17 protein-coding genes are annotated in these 15,396 nt (G+C 30.7%); all 17 read left to right on the top strand.

Features of this window, described 5'->3' with window-relative positions; translation table 11 throughout:
• Window positions 1-27: 27 nt before the first annotated feature.
• The 17 genes from LQ598_RS11880 to LQ598_RS11960 all read left to right on the top strand — a co-directional run bounded on the left by LQ598_RS11880 (window position 28) and on the right by LQ598_RS11960 (window position 15,391).
• Window positions 28-519, top strand: coding sequence for a MerR family DNA-binding transcriptional regulator (locus tag LQ598_RS11880; protein WP_084756519.1), 492 nt, complete (start codon window positions 28-30; stop codon window positions 517-519).
• A gap of 128 nt (window positions 520-647) precedes the next feature.
• A complete protein-coding gene (locus tag LQ598_RS11885) occupies window positions 648-1,394 on the top strand; it encodes a hypothetical protein (RefSeq protein ID WP_152292175.1) in 747 nt (248 codons plus the stop codon).
• A 5-nt stretch (window positions 1,395-1,399) separates the two neighbouring features.
• Window positions 1,400-1,762: a hypothetical protein gene (locus LQ598_RS11890; protein ID WP_239745595.1), complete on the top strand. Its 363-nt coding sequence runs from the start codon at window positions 1,400-1,402 to the stop codon at window positions 1,760-1,762.
• A gap of 104 nt (window positions 1,763-1,866) precedes the next feature.
• Window positions 1,867-4,308 carry an FtsK/SpoIIIE domain-containing protein gene (locus LQ598_RS11895; protein WP_239745596.1) on the top strand — a complete coding sequence of 814 codons (2,442 nt, stop codon included), beginning with the start codon at window positions 1,867-1,869 and terminating at the stop codon, window positions 4,306-4,308.
• Between the two features lies 1 nt (window position 4,309).
• Window positions 4,310-5,008, top strand: coding sequence for a hypothetical protein (locus tag LQ598_RS11900; RefSeq protein ID WP_239745597.1), 699 nt, complete (start codon window positions 4,310-4,312; stop codon window positions 5,006-5,008).
• A 208-nt stretch (window positions 5,009-5,216) separates the two neighbouring features.
• On the top strand, window positions 5,217-7,349 hold the full coding sequence (locus tag LQ598_RS11905) for a hypothetical protein (RefSeq protein WP_239745598.1): 2,133 nt from the start codon (window positions 5,217-5,219) through the stop codon (window positions 7,347-7,349).
• Between the two features lie 334 nt (window positions 7,350-7,683).
• Window positions 7,684-8,943 carry a Y-family DNA polymerase gene (locus tag LQ598_RS11910; protein ID WP_239745599.1) on the top strand — a complete coding sequence of 420 codons (1,260 nt, stop codon included), beginning with the start codon at window positions 7,684-7,686 and terminating at the stop codon, window positions 8,941-8,943.
• 76 nt (window positions 8,944-9,019) lie between these two features.
• Window positions 9,020-9,760: a hypothetical protein gene (locus LQ598_RS11915; RefSeq protein WP_239745600.1), complete on the top strand. Its 741-nt coding sequence runs from the start codon at window positions 9,020-9,022 to the stop codon at window positions 9,758-9,760.
• A gap of 145 nt (window positions 9,761-9,905) precedes the next feature.
• Window positions 9,906-10,322, top strand: a complete 417-nt coding sequence (locus LQ598_RS11920) for a hypothetical protein (RefSeq protein ID WP_239745601.1) — start codon at window positions 9,906-9,908, stop codon at window positions 10,320-10,322.
• A 46-nt stretch (window positions 10,323-10,368) separates the two neighbouring features.
• Window positions 10,369-10,716: a hypothetical protein gene (locus LQ598_RS11925; RefSeq protein WP_239745603.1), complete on the top strand. Its 348-nt coding sequence runs from the start codon at window positions 10,369-10,371 to the stop codon at window positions 10,714-10,716.
• 52 nt (window positions 10,717-10,768) lie between these two features.
• Window positions 10,769-11,074 carry a DUF4313 domain-containing protein gene (locus LQ598_RS11930; protein WP_239745605.1) on the top strand — a complete coding sequence of 102 codons (306 nt, stop codon included), beginning with the start codon at window positions 10,769-10,771 and terminating at the stop codon, window positions 11,072-11,074.
• A gap of 159 nt (window positions 11,075-11,233) precedes the next feature.
• On the top strand, window positions 11,234-12,277 hold the full coding sequence (locus LQ598_RS11935) for a DUF2325 domain-containing protein (RefSeq protein ID WP_239745607.1): 1,044 nt from the start codon (window positions 11,234-11,236) through the stop codon (window positions 12,275-12,277).
• Between the two features lie 26 nt (window positions 12,278-12,303).
• Window positions 12,304-13,212 (top strand): hypothetical protein, encoded by a 909-nt coding sequence (locus LQ598_RS11940; RefSeq protein ID WP_239745609.1) that lies wholly within the window; start codon window positions 12,304-12,306, stop codon window positions 13,210-13,212.
• A gap of 56 nt (window positions 13,213-13,268) precedes the next feature.
• Window positions 13,269-14,018 (top strand): hypothetical protein, encoded by a 750-nt coding sequence (locus tag LQ598_RS11945; protein WP_239745611.1) that lies wholly within the window; start codon window positions 13,269-13,271, stop codon window positions 14,016-14,018.
• A gap of 48 nt (window positions 14,019-14,066) precedes the next feature.
• A complete protein-coding gene (locus tag LQ598_RS11950) occupies window positions 14,067-14,291 on the top strand; it encodes a hypothetical protein (protein WP_239745612.1) in 225 nt (74 codons plus the stop codon).
• A gap of 54 nt (window positions 14,292-14,345) precedes the next feature.
• Window positions 14,346-15,152, top strand: coding sequence for an FtsK/SpoIIIE domain-containing protein (locus tag LQ598_RS11955; RefSeq protein ID WP_239745614.1), 807 nt, complete (start codon window positions 14,346-14,348; stop codon window positions 15,150-15,152).
• Window positions 15,153-15,184: 32 nt separating this feature from the next.
• On the top strand, window positions 15,185-15,391 hold the full coding sequence (locus tag LQ598_RS11960; RefSeq protein ID WP_239745616.1) for a hypothetical protein: 207 nt from the start codon (window positions 15,185-15,187) through the stop codon (window positions 15,389-15,391).
• Window positions 15,392-15,396 lie beyond the last annotated feature (5 nt).

Raw genomic sequence — 15,396 nt, forward strand, 5'->3', positions numbered from 1 at the left:
ATTCATTCATAAAAGGTGGTTAAAACAATGAATTTTGATGAAATGACAACGGGACAATTTGCGGAACGTATAAATGTTCATCCTGTAACTGTGAGAAAATGGGATGATTCGGGGAAATTAAAAGCACATCATCGAACTGAAAGTAATCGTAGGGTTTACACAGAAGAACAGGTGCGTGCATATTTTGAAAAAATCGGGAAGGCTAGTGGATCTGATATGGATCAATTAGTAGCATATTGTAAAGAATTAGATGAAATATCAGCTAAGCAGCAAACAGAACTCTTAACAATGTATTTATCTAATAGAGGAATACAAAAGAGCGTAGTTAGAGAAACTGAAAAAGTGTATCGTAATAGTGAATTAAAAAGAATAGTAACAAAAATGTTAAATGGCAAAGTCAATAAGTTGCTGATTTACAATAAGCAAGTCATATTCGACGAAGTAAAAGATATGTTTGAACAGATTATGGAATCAAAAGATATCGAATATATAATTGTTGAAAACGAAGAAGACTTATAAAATCTTCTTCGTTTTTTTGTTATAAAACATCGTGTATATTCTTTACAAAGGAAAATTATAAATTTATAATAGAGATAATTAAAATTTAAATTATTGTTAATTCGAAAAGTTAGATAGGGGTTGAGAAAATGAAATTGACAAAAGCGCAGCGAAATGTACTGCAAAAACAGTTTGAACTCGCATTTCAAGATAAAGAATTGGTAACAGCTTTTAAAGAAGATTATGAAAATATTTATGAGCGAATGGCACAAGATGTGTTAACTCAAAATGGATTTCCTAAAATGACTGAAATTAATGATAATGTTGTTGAAATGGAAATTAAACCTAAGTCGGATGTTGAACCATTTGTTGATTATGTAGAAGGGTCAGACGATATAGAAGATGATGACGATTTTGAGCATATTAGAACAGACGGTAGTTATTTCATAGAAATCATATTAGAACGTGAAAATTTAAGGCATACTAATATTTCATTTCGTATAAAAATAGATCCAAATGAGTATCTCGAAGAACATCCAACGGAACAGTATTTGGCTAAAGAAATGTCAAAAGCTTACGATAAAAACGAGCTTGAAAAACATGTGAAAGAAAATAGTGAATTCAAAGAAGAGGAATTGAGAGAGTATCTCGTTGATGAAGGATTCCCAGAAGATGTAGATTTAAACAAAGTTAAGTATTCAATGGACAATTTACAACTTACAGATTCATTTACAAATATTGCTGAAATGATACTAGATACAGGACGATTTTCTTCTGGCGACAGAGTAAATAGTTTTGTAAAACGTGACATGTATAAAATCATAGTAGATGGCAAACTGTATGAATATGACTTTAGACTTGAAAGTGATCCACACGAATTAGAAGAAATGGAGTGATAAACATGGTTTCTATAAGTGTAAAAGAACTTGCGGTAGATATGGCTCGTTATTATAGCGAAGAGAAACTGGTTGATAGGTTAATTGAATCTGAATCAGAAATACTACAAGAAGCAGGGGAACAAATATTAAATGAACAAGGATATCCAGACTGGGTACGGTTAAGAGATGTACGCTATATAGTCAGGTTATTTACTCATTATTCATTTGAAGATTGGGCAGAACTTGCAAAGGCTTTGTTTCATATAGAAAATGTTACGACATTTGTGAAAGAGGATATGTATCAATTGTTCTTAGAATGTATTGAGTTGTTCGATATCAATCTATATATTGAAACTGATAAAGAAGAACTTGAAGAAGGTTACTAATTTAAATATTCAATTGGGGCTTATGCCCCTTTTATATTGATTGTTGATTTACATTAGTAAGGTATACATCTATAAAAATAAAATATGGTATCAGAGGTGTTTTTATGACGAAACAAAAAGGATTAGTCATTTTCTCTCAAATGACTTTAAGGATATTAAAACTTATATTTTGGATTTGGTTAGTAGGACTTGTTTTGTTAAATATATTTAAATTCTTATACGTTAAAGTAGTTCACTTTATGTTTGATGGTAATTTTCTGCTAAATAGTTATGATTCTCCATTTAATCCTTTAAATGCAGTATTAAAAAAAGAATGGATTCCAAATACAAGTGATTGGGGAACTAGGTCAGAACGCTTTTTAAATCAATTGAGTCATAATCTTATGATTTATCCGTTATGGATATTAGGTGGTCTATTATTAATATATATTGTGTTGAATGTATTGAGGTCACATTATGGTGAAATGACACCTTTTAAAAGTGATTTTGAATCTTTGAGACTAAAGAAAGATATTATTAGACATACAGACTCTAGATTAAGAGATAAAAGTACACGTAGTGGCAAACATGGTGATACTTATAATGTATTTAAATGGGTTTTTAATAGAGAAGTACGAAGAGAACGCAATAGTAGGAAAGCAGATAGAATTGTTAAACGAGCTATTAGAAGGTCGAAAGTGAGTATCAGCGCTACAGTTCAAAAGGGTCATGTGGCAGGTATAAAACGTTATTATATAATAATTAAGAAACCTAAGAACATGGAAGCTTCTAGTAAATTAGAATCAAAGTTAAAGAACTTTCATGAACAATTAATGCAGTTTACAGGTGTAACATTTGACCAAATCAAAACATCGCAGGATAGGAAAAATCTTCTTTTTGAAGGTTCTGTGGAAAAAGAAATTAAAGAAGCACGTTCGGTTAAGAAGAAAAGAGAACAACTAGCAGCAATGGATAAAACTACTGATTATGAAACAGAAGATAATAATACAAATGGCCAAGTAGGTAATTATCCATTGGAATTATTGATAGATAGATCAAAAGATATTGAGGAAGATAAAAAGGCAGCGGAAGCATATGCCTTAGAAAAACAGGATGAATTAGAAAAATTCTTTGCAGCTGAAAAAATGCAAGTTGATTTAGAAAGTCGTTCGACTGGTACAACATCAATTGCTTATAAATACAAGGCTAAATATTCACAAAATCATAAGTCTAAAACACAGCTACAAGAAGGGTTACGTACATGGTTGACACTACAAGAGGTTATTGTGGACGATTATGGTGGGAAAATTACCGTAAACATTCCATTGCCAAGTGATAGTAGGGTTCAAATCGATAATCGCAAACTTATAAAAGATACATTAAGTAGTTCGACGAAACCTTTACAAACTATCTTTGGTGTAGATTTGGATAACCAAACCGTCACGCATAATTTAAGGGACGCACCACATATGTTAGTTTCCGGTTCTACTGGTTCAGGTAAGTCAGTCGCAGTGAACTATATATTGTTATCAATACTTTGGAAAGCAAGCCCTAAAGATGTTCAAATCGCATTAATTGATCCAAAAGCAGTAGAATTTGGTGTTTATGAAGATAATCCGTTTAACATGGTCAATCCGATTGATAACGCTAAGGATTCGGTAACGTTTTTAAAATACTTATGTATATTAATGGACGAACGTTATCAACAAATGAAAAAAGCTAAAACAAGAGAAATAGAAGGCTATAACAAAAAAATGGCGAAAAAAGGCAAAGAAACAATGTCTACTATCGTATGTGTTATTGATGAATATGCAGATTTAGTTATGGTTCAAAAAGATGTTGAAAAAGAAGTGTCACGATTAGCGCAAAAAGGACGTGCTTGTGGTATTCATTTGATTGTCGCAACTCAAAGGCCTTCAGCAGATATTGTGACTGGTATAGTACGTTCTAATATTATGACACGATTAACTTTCCAAGTTGTCACTTCAACAGATAGCAGAATCGCATTAGGTGAAGGTGGCTATGCAGAAGCGTTAAATGGTGCAGGTGATGGGCTATTGAAATGGAAAGGTCAAACACCAGTCACACGTTTACAAGGTGGCTTTTTAATAGATGACGAAGTAGAGAATATTAATAATCATCTAAAAGATACAATAGAACAACCAATCCATGTGAACTATAAAGAAGTCGTAGCAAGACATGAAGGTGATGAAGAAGCGCTGGCGCAAATGGACGAATTACAAGAAGCGACAACATCATTAGTAGAAACACAACAAAGCTTTGAAAAAGAGTCTAAACAGAAAGAAGAAAAAGTGAATAGACGTAAAAGACCAGATGAAATGTCGAAAGAAGATGTGGCATTACACCAAAAAGCTTTAGATATTATGAAAGAAAAATCAAATAAGAAAAATACTAAGCAAAGTGCTGGTTCAGTGAAAAATAAAGTGGTATCGGTTGACGTGATGGATTACTTTGAAGATGAAGGGACGGAATCGGTTAAGAGCCAAACAGATTCTAAACAATCGTCAGAAGATACACAATCTGTAAGAGATTTATTAGGACTATAATATGCTTATTTTAGAAAAAATAGGGCAGTGGCTCATGCCCTATAAGTATATAAATAAAGATAGATTAGAAGAAGAATTAGCGCGGTTAAATGGTGATAATCAATCCACAAAAAGTAAAAAGAAAATAAGAACGAAAAAGAAACCGAAATTGAGTATTGAAGAAGAAAAGCAACGAAATGATTTTCTTGAACGTGGAGAAATTGGTGTGTCACTTACAACCATAACGAAGCATATGGACCGTGAAGACGCATTAAGTAGGCTGAAATTAAGCGGTTATGATGTTGCTTATTATTTTCACAATGAACAATTCCATCAATTAGCAGTTAAATTTCAAGCGAAGTCTGGTTGGCGCTACCACAAACGTAATAATGCTAAAAGAAAAGTATTCAAGCCGCTAATTTATCATAAAGTTAGAAAAAATGAAGATTATACACATATGATACCGGTAGGATTTCATGGTTCTGAAAACGATGAACGACTATTAATCGGTTACGCAAGTAACATAAATAGAGGACCGTTAAAAAAGTTTGAAAAACATATCATAGATTTAAATAATACAGAAAGTATTTTGTGGTTTGTGAGTATTGAAAATCAAAATGATGGATCAGTTAAATGGCATACTACTGTATGGGATGAAGACGGTCATATCATAAAAGAAGAAACATTTCACGATCCAACAAAATTTGTCTGGATATCATGAAAGGAAATCTAAGTGATAGATTTCCTTTCAATTTGTTTTGATATTTTATAGAATAATTTACAAGAAAAACTAACGGTTATATAATAAAATAACTGCTATATGTAAAAATGGGGTGGATAATTTGAGTCGAAGTAATTATAAAATGAGGATGATCAATTATTTGACGCAGAATAATCGGGAAAAGCTGAGTCAATATATAAAAGGTCATTTGTCAGTTACAGATATTTGTGAAGAAACTGGTATGCCACGATATGTTTTTTATACTGCAATAAATACTATCAATCCAGATATAACAAAGTTAAGAAGAAATACTAAAGTCTCGGAATTAAATATTATTATGGAACAATTATCGCAAGCTATTCCGTATGAATTTGTACAGTTTGATGATAGTAAAGTGTTTAAGAATGTTGAAAACTTTAGAGGTATTTCTGATAACTATCAGAAGATACAAATACGTAATACGCTTACTAAACATGACTTTGATTTAAAAGATATAAAAATGGTAAACATAGACAGTTGTTTCACTTGGTTTAAAAAATATTTAGTGAAACAAGATTTGTTAGACGGGAAACTAACGGGATATAAAATTGCGAAAAAACTTGGTATTTATACAAATGAAGTGTATTACATTAAAAAGGTTATAGCTAATAATGGCAAGTATTTAGTCAAAAACATTTCTAGTAAACAAGAAGAAGCATTTCAACAAAACATGAAGATTTATGAAGAGTATATAGAAGGACAATCAACTGAAACATTATCACAAATTTATGATATTGAAGAATGGATTATAAATATCGTTATCTCAGTATTTAAAGAATTAGAACGAATGCTGATTTTAGAATATATTGAAAGAGATAATAATAAAGAAGCATTTTTAGATGGTGTTTTAACTGCTAATGATATAAGCCAATTGTTTAAGTTAGATAAAAAGAGAGTAACCGACATCTTATTACATTTAACTGAACAGCAAGTCGAGGTTGATATTGAACAGACAGATGATGTTTTACAAGAAGTTAAAAACGTTTTAATACCTCAATTGAGGTATTCAATACCTGTAGAAAAGTTAGATATTAATAGTCGTTTATTATTTGGGACAGGCGTTGGATTTAAAAAGAAAAGTATTAAAGAGAAACGTACACTAATTCGTAATCTTTTAATTAAACTAAATTATGATACTGCTGATTTTTCACTTGTTACGCAGCAAGAAGTGGAAGATATGTATAAACAAGTGAATGCATATAATGAACTAAAACTAGGCAAAATGAAGCCTTTCAGAATTGTAGGATTGTATCAAATTACTAATAAAAGAAAATATGAATTAATGGGTCAGATTAAAGATAATCAACATCATATCTTTTCAGAAATTCCAGCAATTCAAGAAGAACGATTTTTCGGAAATGTTGAATTATATTTATCTTATAAGTTAGGTGTTTCAACTGATGATTTATTAGAAAAATACGATATAAGTAAGGGTATTTTCGAACAATTAATTGAAATTTATCATGAATTAGATGTGAAACTTGTTAATGCGTACTTAAGTAAGAAAAGTCCTGAGACTTTGGAAGAGTATATCGATGGTAGTTTTGATGATGATTCTTTATCGAAGGAACTTAATGTTGATTTTAAAACATTAGGTACTGTTTTAAATATGATTGATCCAGATATAAAAAATGTTAGGGATAAACAAATCGCAAAAAGAAAGAAAGAAACAGAAGCACTCATATTACAAATAAGTCGAGCAATACCATTTGAGAAATTAGTATTTGATCCATTGGTCGTTTTAGGTTGTCATACTAGATACCATAACTGGAACAAATATAAGCAAAAAGATGTATTGAAAGAACTTTGTAAAGAGCATGGTTATGATTATATGATTATGAACACAGTTAAATTAAATGCTTGGTTAAAAAGGTATTTACTAAAGCAAGATCATAACTTAGGCAAATTGGCAATGAATGAAATGGTACAAAGATATAATGTGAATATTGAAATTGCTAGGGAAGTCATGGCTAATGACGGAGAACCGCTTCTTGAACCTTTAACACCATATCAAGAAAAACATATGCGTGAAGGACTTGATATATTAAATGCGTACTTAGAAGGGACACCTGTAGAAGAAATCAGCTATATATATAACATAGAAGATTGGTTGACAAATCTAACGATTGATTGCTTCTATGATACGGAATATAACAGAATAGAATCATCTTTACTAAAAAATAAAGCCAGTATGGTAAAAGAATATCGAAATGGTGAAATCACGAAAGAAACAATGATTAAGAAGCACCAATTCAATCCAGCTATATTAGGAAAGGTATTAGACAATATAGATATAGGCTAATCAGTTTGTAAAAAAATAAATATCTATTAGATGATATCAACTTTAATAGATGTTATAATGTTTTTATAAAAGTAATGGTCATAATTAAACACCAAGCCCCCTCACTATGTGCGTAGTGAGGGGGCTTTATCATGTTCACTGATTTGACCACCAATCTTTTTTGATTTTCTGGACAATAGAAAGATGACATTACAAAACCGTGAATAATGGTCCAATGCTATGAACAAAGTTAGTCATTAATTTAAACACGCTTTAACTTGCTTTTAGGTTGTTATTTTATTATACTTTTAACGAACATATGTTCGTATTAAAAAGGTGAGTTGAGGTGTTTATCATGTATGATTACCGTAATTGTCAAAATAGAAATGTACTATGTTTAGATTTAAAAAGTTTCTTTGCGTCTGTTTCTTGCTTAGAAAAGGGACTAGATCCTTTGAAAACTAAACTAGCGGTTGTTGCAGATACTAAAAGAATGGGTTCGGTTGTTTTAGCAGCAACGCCACCACTTAAAAAATTAGGTGTCAAGACGGGTACGCGCCTATTTGAAATACCACAACGTAAAGACATATTTATAATTAATCCCTCAATGAATAAATACTTACAGTTATCTACTCGAATTAGTGAAATCGCAATGAAATATGTTGCACCTGAAGACTTTCATCAATACAGCATTGATGAACTATTTATGGACGTGACCGCTTCTTATCGCTTGTTTGCAAGAAGTCCTTATGAATTAGCACAAATGGTTCAAAGGGATATTTATCATGAGACCAAGATATTTAGCACAGTTGGGATAGGACCTAATCCACTTTTAGCTAAGTTATCTATGGATTTAGAAGCTAAAAAAACAAAAGAAGGTATTGCAGAATGGGGTTATGAAGATGTGGCCAGAAAATTATGGCCAATAGAACCTTTAACAAAGATGTGGGGCATAAATAAACGAACAGAAGCTAAATTGAATAAAAAAGGTATATTCAGAGTTGGAGATTTAGCAAATTATCCTGTAGCTTATCTAAAAAGAGATTTCGGGGTAATTGGCGTTGATTTACATTTACATGCTAATGGAATTGATGAAAGTATCCTTAAAAAGCCATATAAGGCTCGTGATAAGTCTTTAGGGAAATCACAGATACTTATGAGGGATTATACTATGAATGAGCTGAAAACGGTCTTAATTGAGCAAATAGACGAAGTATTCTTCAGAGTGAGAAATCAACAAGCATATCCAACAAGAATCAGTGTAAGTGTAGGATATGCAGATATAGGTGGCGTTAGAAAGCAATTCACAAAAAATACGGGTTATCAGAACACATATGAGATTACCAATCAGTTATGGCATTATTTATCTAGCAGATTAGAAAAGGATAGGATGTATCGTACAATCGGAATTTCATTTGGTAAATTTATACCGAATCAAATTAAGCAGTTGTCGTTGTTTGATGACCCGCTTCAAATAAAAACCGAAATTATAGAAAATCAATTAGACGTTATTAGACATAAATATGGCAAGAATATAGTTATGAGAGGTTCAAGTCTAACTAAGAGCGGTACTGTCCGTGACCGTAAGAATTTAGTCGCAGGGCATAAAGGATAAATTATTTTATATTTACAAAACGTGAAAAAAGATATATTATAAAACATAATATAACTTTAAATAAAGAGGTGTGAATATGAATAAAATCGACGAAAAAGATAAAATGGTGCAGTATTTAAAAAAAGACAACCAGTTAAAAGTAAATGAATATGTTCAAGGCTATTTATCAGCAAAAGAAATCGCTGATGAAATTAATGTAAAGCGCCATATTTTCTATAATGCTATGAATATGGTCGATTCAGGTATGTCGGAAAAGCGTAAAGCAAACAGAGATAAAATATTGCGTAGTGTAGTTGAACAAATAGAAGAGTGTATACCGTATGAATATATGGAATTCGATCATGAAAAATTCTATGGACGTTATACACCATTTATGGATAAATCAGTATCTATACAAAAGAAAAAGATTACAAATTCAATGATAGACGCAAAATGTTATCCAGATGACTTTTTATTTATTAGTTTAAAAACCTTAAAAGCATGGTACAGAAACTATTTAATGAGTCTAGTTATATTAGAGGGAGAAGTCCCTATTAGTAGAGCAGCAAAAGCATATAAAATGACGCCAGCAAACGCTTATAAGTTAAGAGATTACATGAAAGCTAATCATAATAGAATTTTAAGTGCGCCAAATAAACCTGTTTCTGATAAACAAGAATCGGTATTTTTAAGAAATGTAGAGATTTATCATAAGTATATTCAGGATCATAAAATATCAGATTTAGCAAATGAATATAACATCAACAAAAAATATTTGAAGAGAATTATAGAGTCACTCAAATACGTTGATGTAGAGCTGAATTCTACGAAAAAATAATTTTAAAAATTTGTCTAAAACTGTTTACAAATCATGAATAATGATATATAATTAAGGTAGTTAATCGACGAGGTGTTCTGTAAGGGACGCCTTACCTTTTAACTAATAAATACAAATCGTGAATAAAAGTATAAGGAGTGGTAACATGGACGAGCAAACATTAGCAGAACTTACGAGAGTTGCAAGAAAACTAGGTATTGAGGTACATAGTTACACAATGGAAGGAGAGTTCGATTTAGGAAAAATGGAATGGACGTATATCGGACGTATGACAGAGTTATACACTGTTGATAGTCAATCAACTAAAAAATTAATGAGTATCAGAAATAATTGCATAACAGAATGTAACAAAGCTAAAAAAGGGAGTGAATGGATATATCAAAAACATACTGGGAAACCCCTATTTTTAACAGATTGGATAAGCTTTTTTGAATACATTGGGGAAATTTGTGGGACTAAATTATCAATCAGAGATATTTTCTCACAAGAAGATTTGACAGAACTAGAGAAAAAAGACCCAGTATATCAAGAATTTTTAGGAAGAATAGTAAGTGGAGATTAATTTTTTGAACACTAAATATAAGAATACACTGAAAGGAAGAAATAAAATGAGTGAAAAATTTAAAAAAGGCTTACTTGAACAGTACTTTCGAAAAAGAGTTATAGATACAGTCGAAATTGTTAAGTCAGGTTGTTATAACTTGAAAATGAACATAATAGAAGCAGAAAACACTTTAAGTGAAGATGAATTGAATAAACAGTTAAAAAAGGACTTCTATACTCACAAAAATTTAGGAAGAATATGGATAAGCAGAAGTTTTAAATTAGACAGTAAGCAGATACCAAAGTTAGATGAAGATGAATTAGACATGATGATAAAAAGTGTTATTAAAGAATTTGATTTAGAAAAGACGGTATCCCATATAGAAGAAAATATAGGTGGAGATTTTTGGTAAGACATATACGGGGTTTATCCCCCGTATATACATTTTAAGGAGGTAAGGAAAAATGATAACAATCGAACATAAAGGTGAAAAATTAGAATTAGAATTTGTTGAATATATTATGGGTGGTCGCGGTATTGTTGCGTATACAGAAGATGGTGATATATATGGGAATTTAACAACTAATGTAGGACCACAAAATAGAGGTTATTGGTTAACAATCGATACAAATAATTATCCGAATATGGATAAGACTTTGTTGGAAAACGATATATTAGATGAACTGATAACAGAAGTACAGTCTGGTTTTTGTATGTATCCAGTTTATCAATTATCCGAACGATATATTGATATGTTAGAAAATGATTAAAAAGGTAAGGGGTAGTTTTAAAGACTACCCTTTATCAAAATTTTTACAAAATTATTATTAGAAGGTTATATATAATGTAGCTTGTTTGTTACAATAATTATGTAAATGACTAGAAAATTGGAATATTGATTTTAAATGAAATTGCAAAGGGGCAGAAATATGAAACGACAAACTAAAAATGAAATCAGTCACAGTTTAAAAGAATCGTGGATAGATGATATAAAAAATTTAAAAGACCTAGACATTTTAGAAACAGAAACTCAAAAATATTTAAAAATATTGAAGACATTGAGTGAAATGTATGATCAGGAGGACGATCAATTAGAACCTATTAGAAATGACGAATCAAAAAGAGAGATAGAAGACGATGATATTTATATATTTTCACGTAAATTGAGTGGCGGTATGGGGCTAGATAGAAAACACGAAGAAGTTATATATGTACCTGAAAAGATTGTAAGGCAATTAGACTTACAGCATGGAGATGTAATTAGGTGTGAACAAAATGTTTTGAAAGGTGGTAAAACCTACTTTGAAAAATTAGAGGGTCAAACAAAACTTACAGAAATAGAAGAAAGTTCTATTATCGAGTATGACTATATCGTTGTTGACTATGATGAAACACTTAAACAGTATGTATGTAATGAACAATATGGGGACGACGGACTAGTAAATATACCTGCATGGCTAATACATTATGATGATGTAAATAAATTCAATCTAAATAAAGGTGATGTGGTTAGTGCAGCACGCATGACTGATAGAAATATTTTGCGAATTAGATGGAAATATAATACGGACGAGATTTTACCGACGCCTAAACCGAAGAAACCAACTGAATATAAAGAAAAAAAGTCATCGGACGTAATTGTGAAAAGCGCAGATTTTGAAGGGTTTAATATAGGTATATTTGGTACAGAAAAGTTTATCTGCAATTATATTAATGAAGTAGAAAAACGTGGTGGCCATGTCATTCACACTGATTCAGATGTACGCAGTCAAATAGAACGTGTTGTAGATCGATCAGATATTATTGTGATACCAATATTACAGACAAGCCATGTTAAAGCAGAACTTGCTAAAGAAGGCGCAAAAAGAAGCGGTAAACCCTTTGTTATACTAAAAACAAATGGTAAAACGAATTTCATAAGGCAAATATTCGATTGTATTGAAGAACATAATCTTATATGTGAAGTTAATTAATAACAAGATAAAGGAGAATTTTCAACATGAAAAAATTAATCGTAGCTAGTAGTATTTTAGCTTTATTAGGCACTGCATGTAGTAATGGAGAAGAAAAATCAGACGTAAGTCAAAAACAAGAGGGTACAAAGACCGAAAGCAAGCAAAAAGAAAGTAGTAAATCAGAAACTGAATCTAAAAGTAACGAGGGAAAACCTAAACAAGCTAAAAATGTGAAAGTAGATGTTAACGAAGTACCAGATAAGACGAAGCTTGCGCTGGCATTCTTTGCTGAAAAAGACGGAGAACATATTGTAACGAAAGATGAAATACTAAAAGGTATCTATGAACAAAATGTACAAGGTGAAATGGAAAAGAAAAGACTATATAAACTATTACTAATAGATGATAATACTATTAAAAATGGACCGAGTGGTATGAAATTCTATACAGTATATCCGGCAAAAGGTTCGTTTTCAACAGTAGTTGGTTTGAGTAACGATAAATTATATGTAGGTGGTACGCAGGGGGCAATGACATATAAAGATTTATTAGAAACAGGCAAAGAGTATGATCTGCAAGATTTATACGATGAAAATAAAGATTATACATCACTTGAAGAACTCGCAAACCAAATTGAATTTAAAAAAGAACATCCATTCACAGATGATGAAACAAGAGAAGAATTCGAACTACAAGAAAGTCCGGGTACAGAAGCACACCTTAGATCACAAGTTTATGGTATGATTTCAGATTTTGAAGGTGAACCAATAGGAGATAGTAAGTATACAGTAGACATTGTTAGGCATGATGATAATGGTAAGTGGTATGTAAATTACCGTAATAAGCATGCGGAAATTGTTGGTACTTATACTACTAAAGGTGATGACATCGTTAAAAAAGATGTAGACGGTAAAATTATTAAACAAAAACATGTAGAAAATAGATATCAATAAACAGAATTTATTTAAAAATAGGTGTAAGTAAAACAATTTTTATGGAGGTATGTATTATGAGCAATCCCGAAAATTTTAAAGAATACCCTAGAATTTTAAAAATTGAAGAGGACGGAAAAATTATTGCACTAGATAAACATGGGGAAATTAATACCGATTTAAACATTTATAGTATCGATGATGAAAAACAACGCCTAGTATTTGGGAAAGTTATTTATAATCCATATAGTAGATCCGATAGAAACAACGATAATTATAATAAACGCCCAGAAGATTATTACAATCAGCGTGACAGAGAAAGAGAATGGCAGCTACAAGAAGAGAATAAGAAATCGAAATCTAAAAATAAATGGTTAGGTATCTTATTGGCTATTGCAGTTGTAGTTATTATTGTCATTATAACGATGAATGTACTCACAAAAAATGACACAGAGGTTTCAAATGACGATTCAACTCAACAGCAAAATGAACAGTTGAAACAAGAAATAGATTCTACTAAAGAACAATTAAGAAATTCACAACAAAATGAACAACAAACGCAACAAAGTATTAATGAATTACAAAATAAAGTTAACAATCTAAATGCTAATAACCAAAATCAAAGTGCTACAGATGAATTGCAGCAAGGTATAGATAAGTTGCAAGAAGCACAAAATAGTAAGATTAGTGGTAATGAAGAAGAAATGAAGGAAAAATTAAGACAAATTGATGAAGTAATTGATACCGAAAAATTGAGTCAACAAGGAAAAAACCAATGGGAAAAATTTAAAGGTTGGTTAAGTGATCAATTTAATGATGATAACTAAAATAGAAAATCAGAATAACGAACTCAATCAGAAAAGGAGGTAGAATGTATGAATGCATTAATTAATTTTATTTTTGTAATAGTGGTAATTGCAGGTTTAGTTATGGCTTTAAACTTTTTATTGAGTATTTTCTTAGGTTCATATTATATATTCATCCCTCGCGCGCATAGAAAGAAAGATTTTTCATTTTTCGGTGAATATGTATTATACACGTCTATACCACTATTGGCTTTATTCGTAGTGGGACTACAAATAATAAATAAATTCGGGTAGGTTAATCCTAATCGAGAATTAGAAAATAAAATAGAAAAAATGGAGGATATAATTATGAATGTAAATTTTAATGAAGTATTAAATAAATTCGAGCCAAAAGGTGTTTCAGATTTATTGATTGGTGTTGACAGTAATGGAGAGTTACATAGTCATCACTTCTTGCATAGAAATAGTTTATTAATCACAGGGACAGTAGGTTCGGGCAAGAGTATTACAATGAACCAGTTGGTATTGAGTGGAATGTTTAATAACACTCCTAAAGATATAAAATTTGCTTTTTATGATCCCAAAAAAGTTGAATATGCAGTGTATGAAGATTCACCATTTCTTATTAAAAACATAATGTATGAAATAGAAGAATTTAGAGAATATTTAGTAGAATTAACAGCCATAATTGATAAAAGAATGAAACAAATTGTAGATACGGAAACTATGGATATAGAAAGATACAATAAATATGCAAAGGAAAATGATTTAGAGCAGTTACCATATATTATTACAGTTATTGATGAAATTGCAGATGTATATTATATAAACCCTGAAATACAAGAACAACTTATTAGAATTATTAAAAAAGCAAGTGAGGTAGGTATTTATTTTATTATTGGAACACAAACACCACGCAGAGATGTAATAAATGGTACATTAAAAGATAATATACCTAGTCGAATTGCAATGAAAGCAGCAACTCAAATTGAAAGTATGAATACAATTGATGAAGTAGGTGCAGAACAATTAAACGGACTTGGAGAGATGATATATAAATTTGGTGGACGTAGTGAGTTGTTACAAAGTTCATGTGTATCAGATGAAAATATAGAAACGCTAAATGATTATTTAAATACTAAATATAGTATTTAAACGGATTGGTTTTATATTAGGAGATGATATAAGTGAAAATTAATATGGACGAAGTTATTCAGAGACTACTTTTATCTGATTTATCTAATCATAAAATTAGTAGAGATACTGGTGTAACAAGATCAGTCATTTTGAGACTTCGAAATGGCAAGCAAAGTATTGATAATATGACATATGGAAATATAAAAAAGTTGTACAATTATCAATACGAAAAAGAAAAGCAGCGCAAATATAATTAACCCAG

The organism is Mammaliicoccus sp. F-M27 (genome assembly GCF_022387115.1).
Taxonomy (GTDB): domain Bacteria; phylum Bacillota; class Bacilli; order Staphylococcales; family Staphylococcaceae; genus Mammaliicoccus; species Mammaliicoccus vitulinus.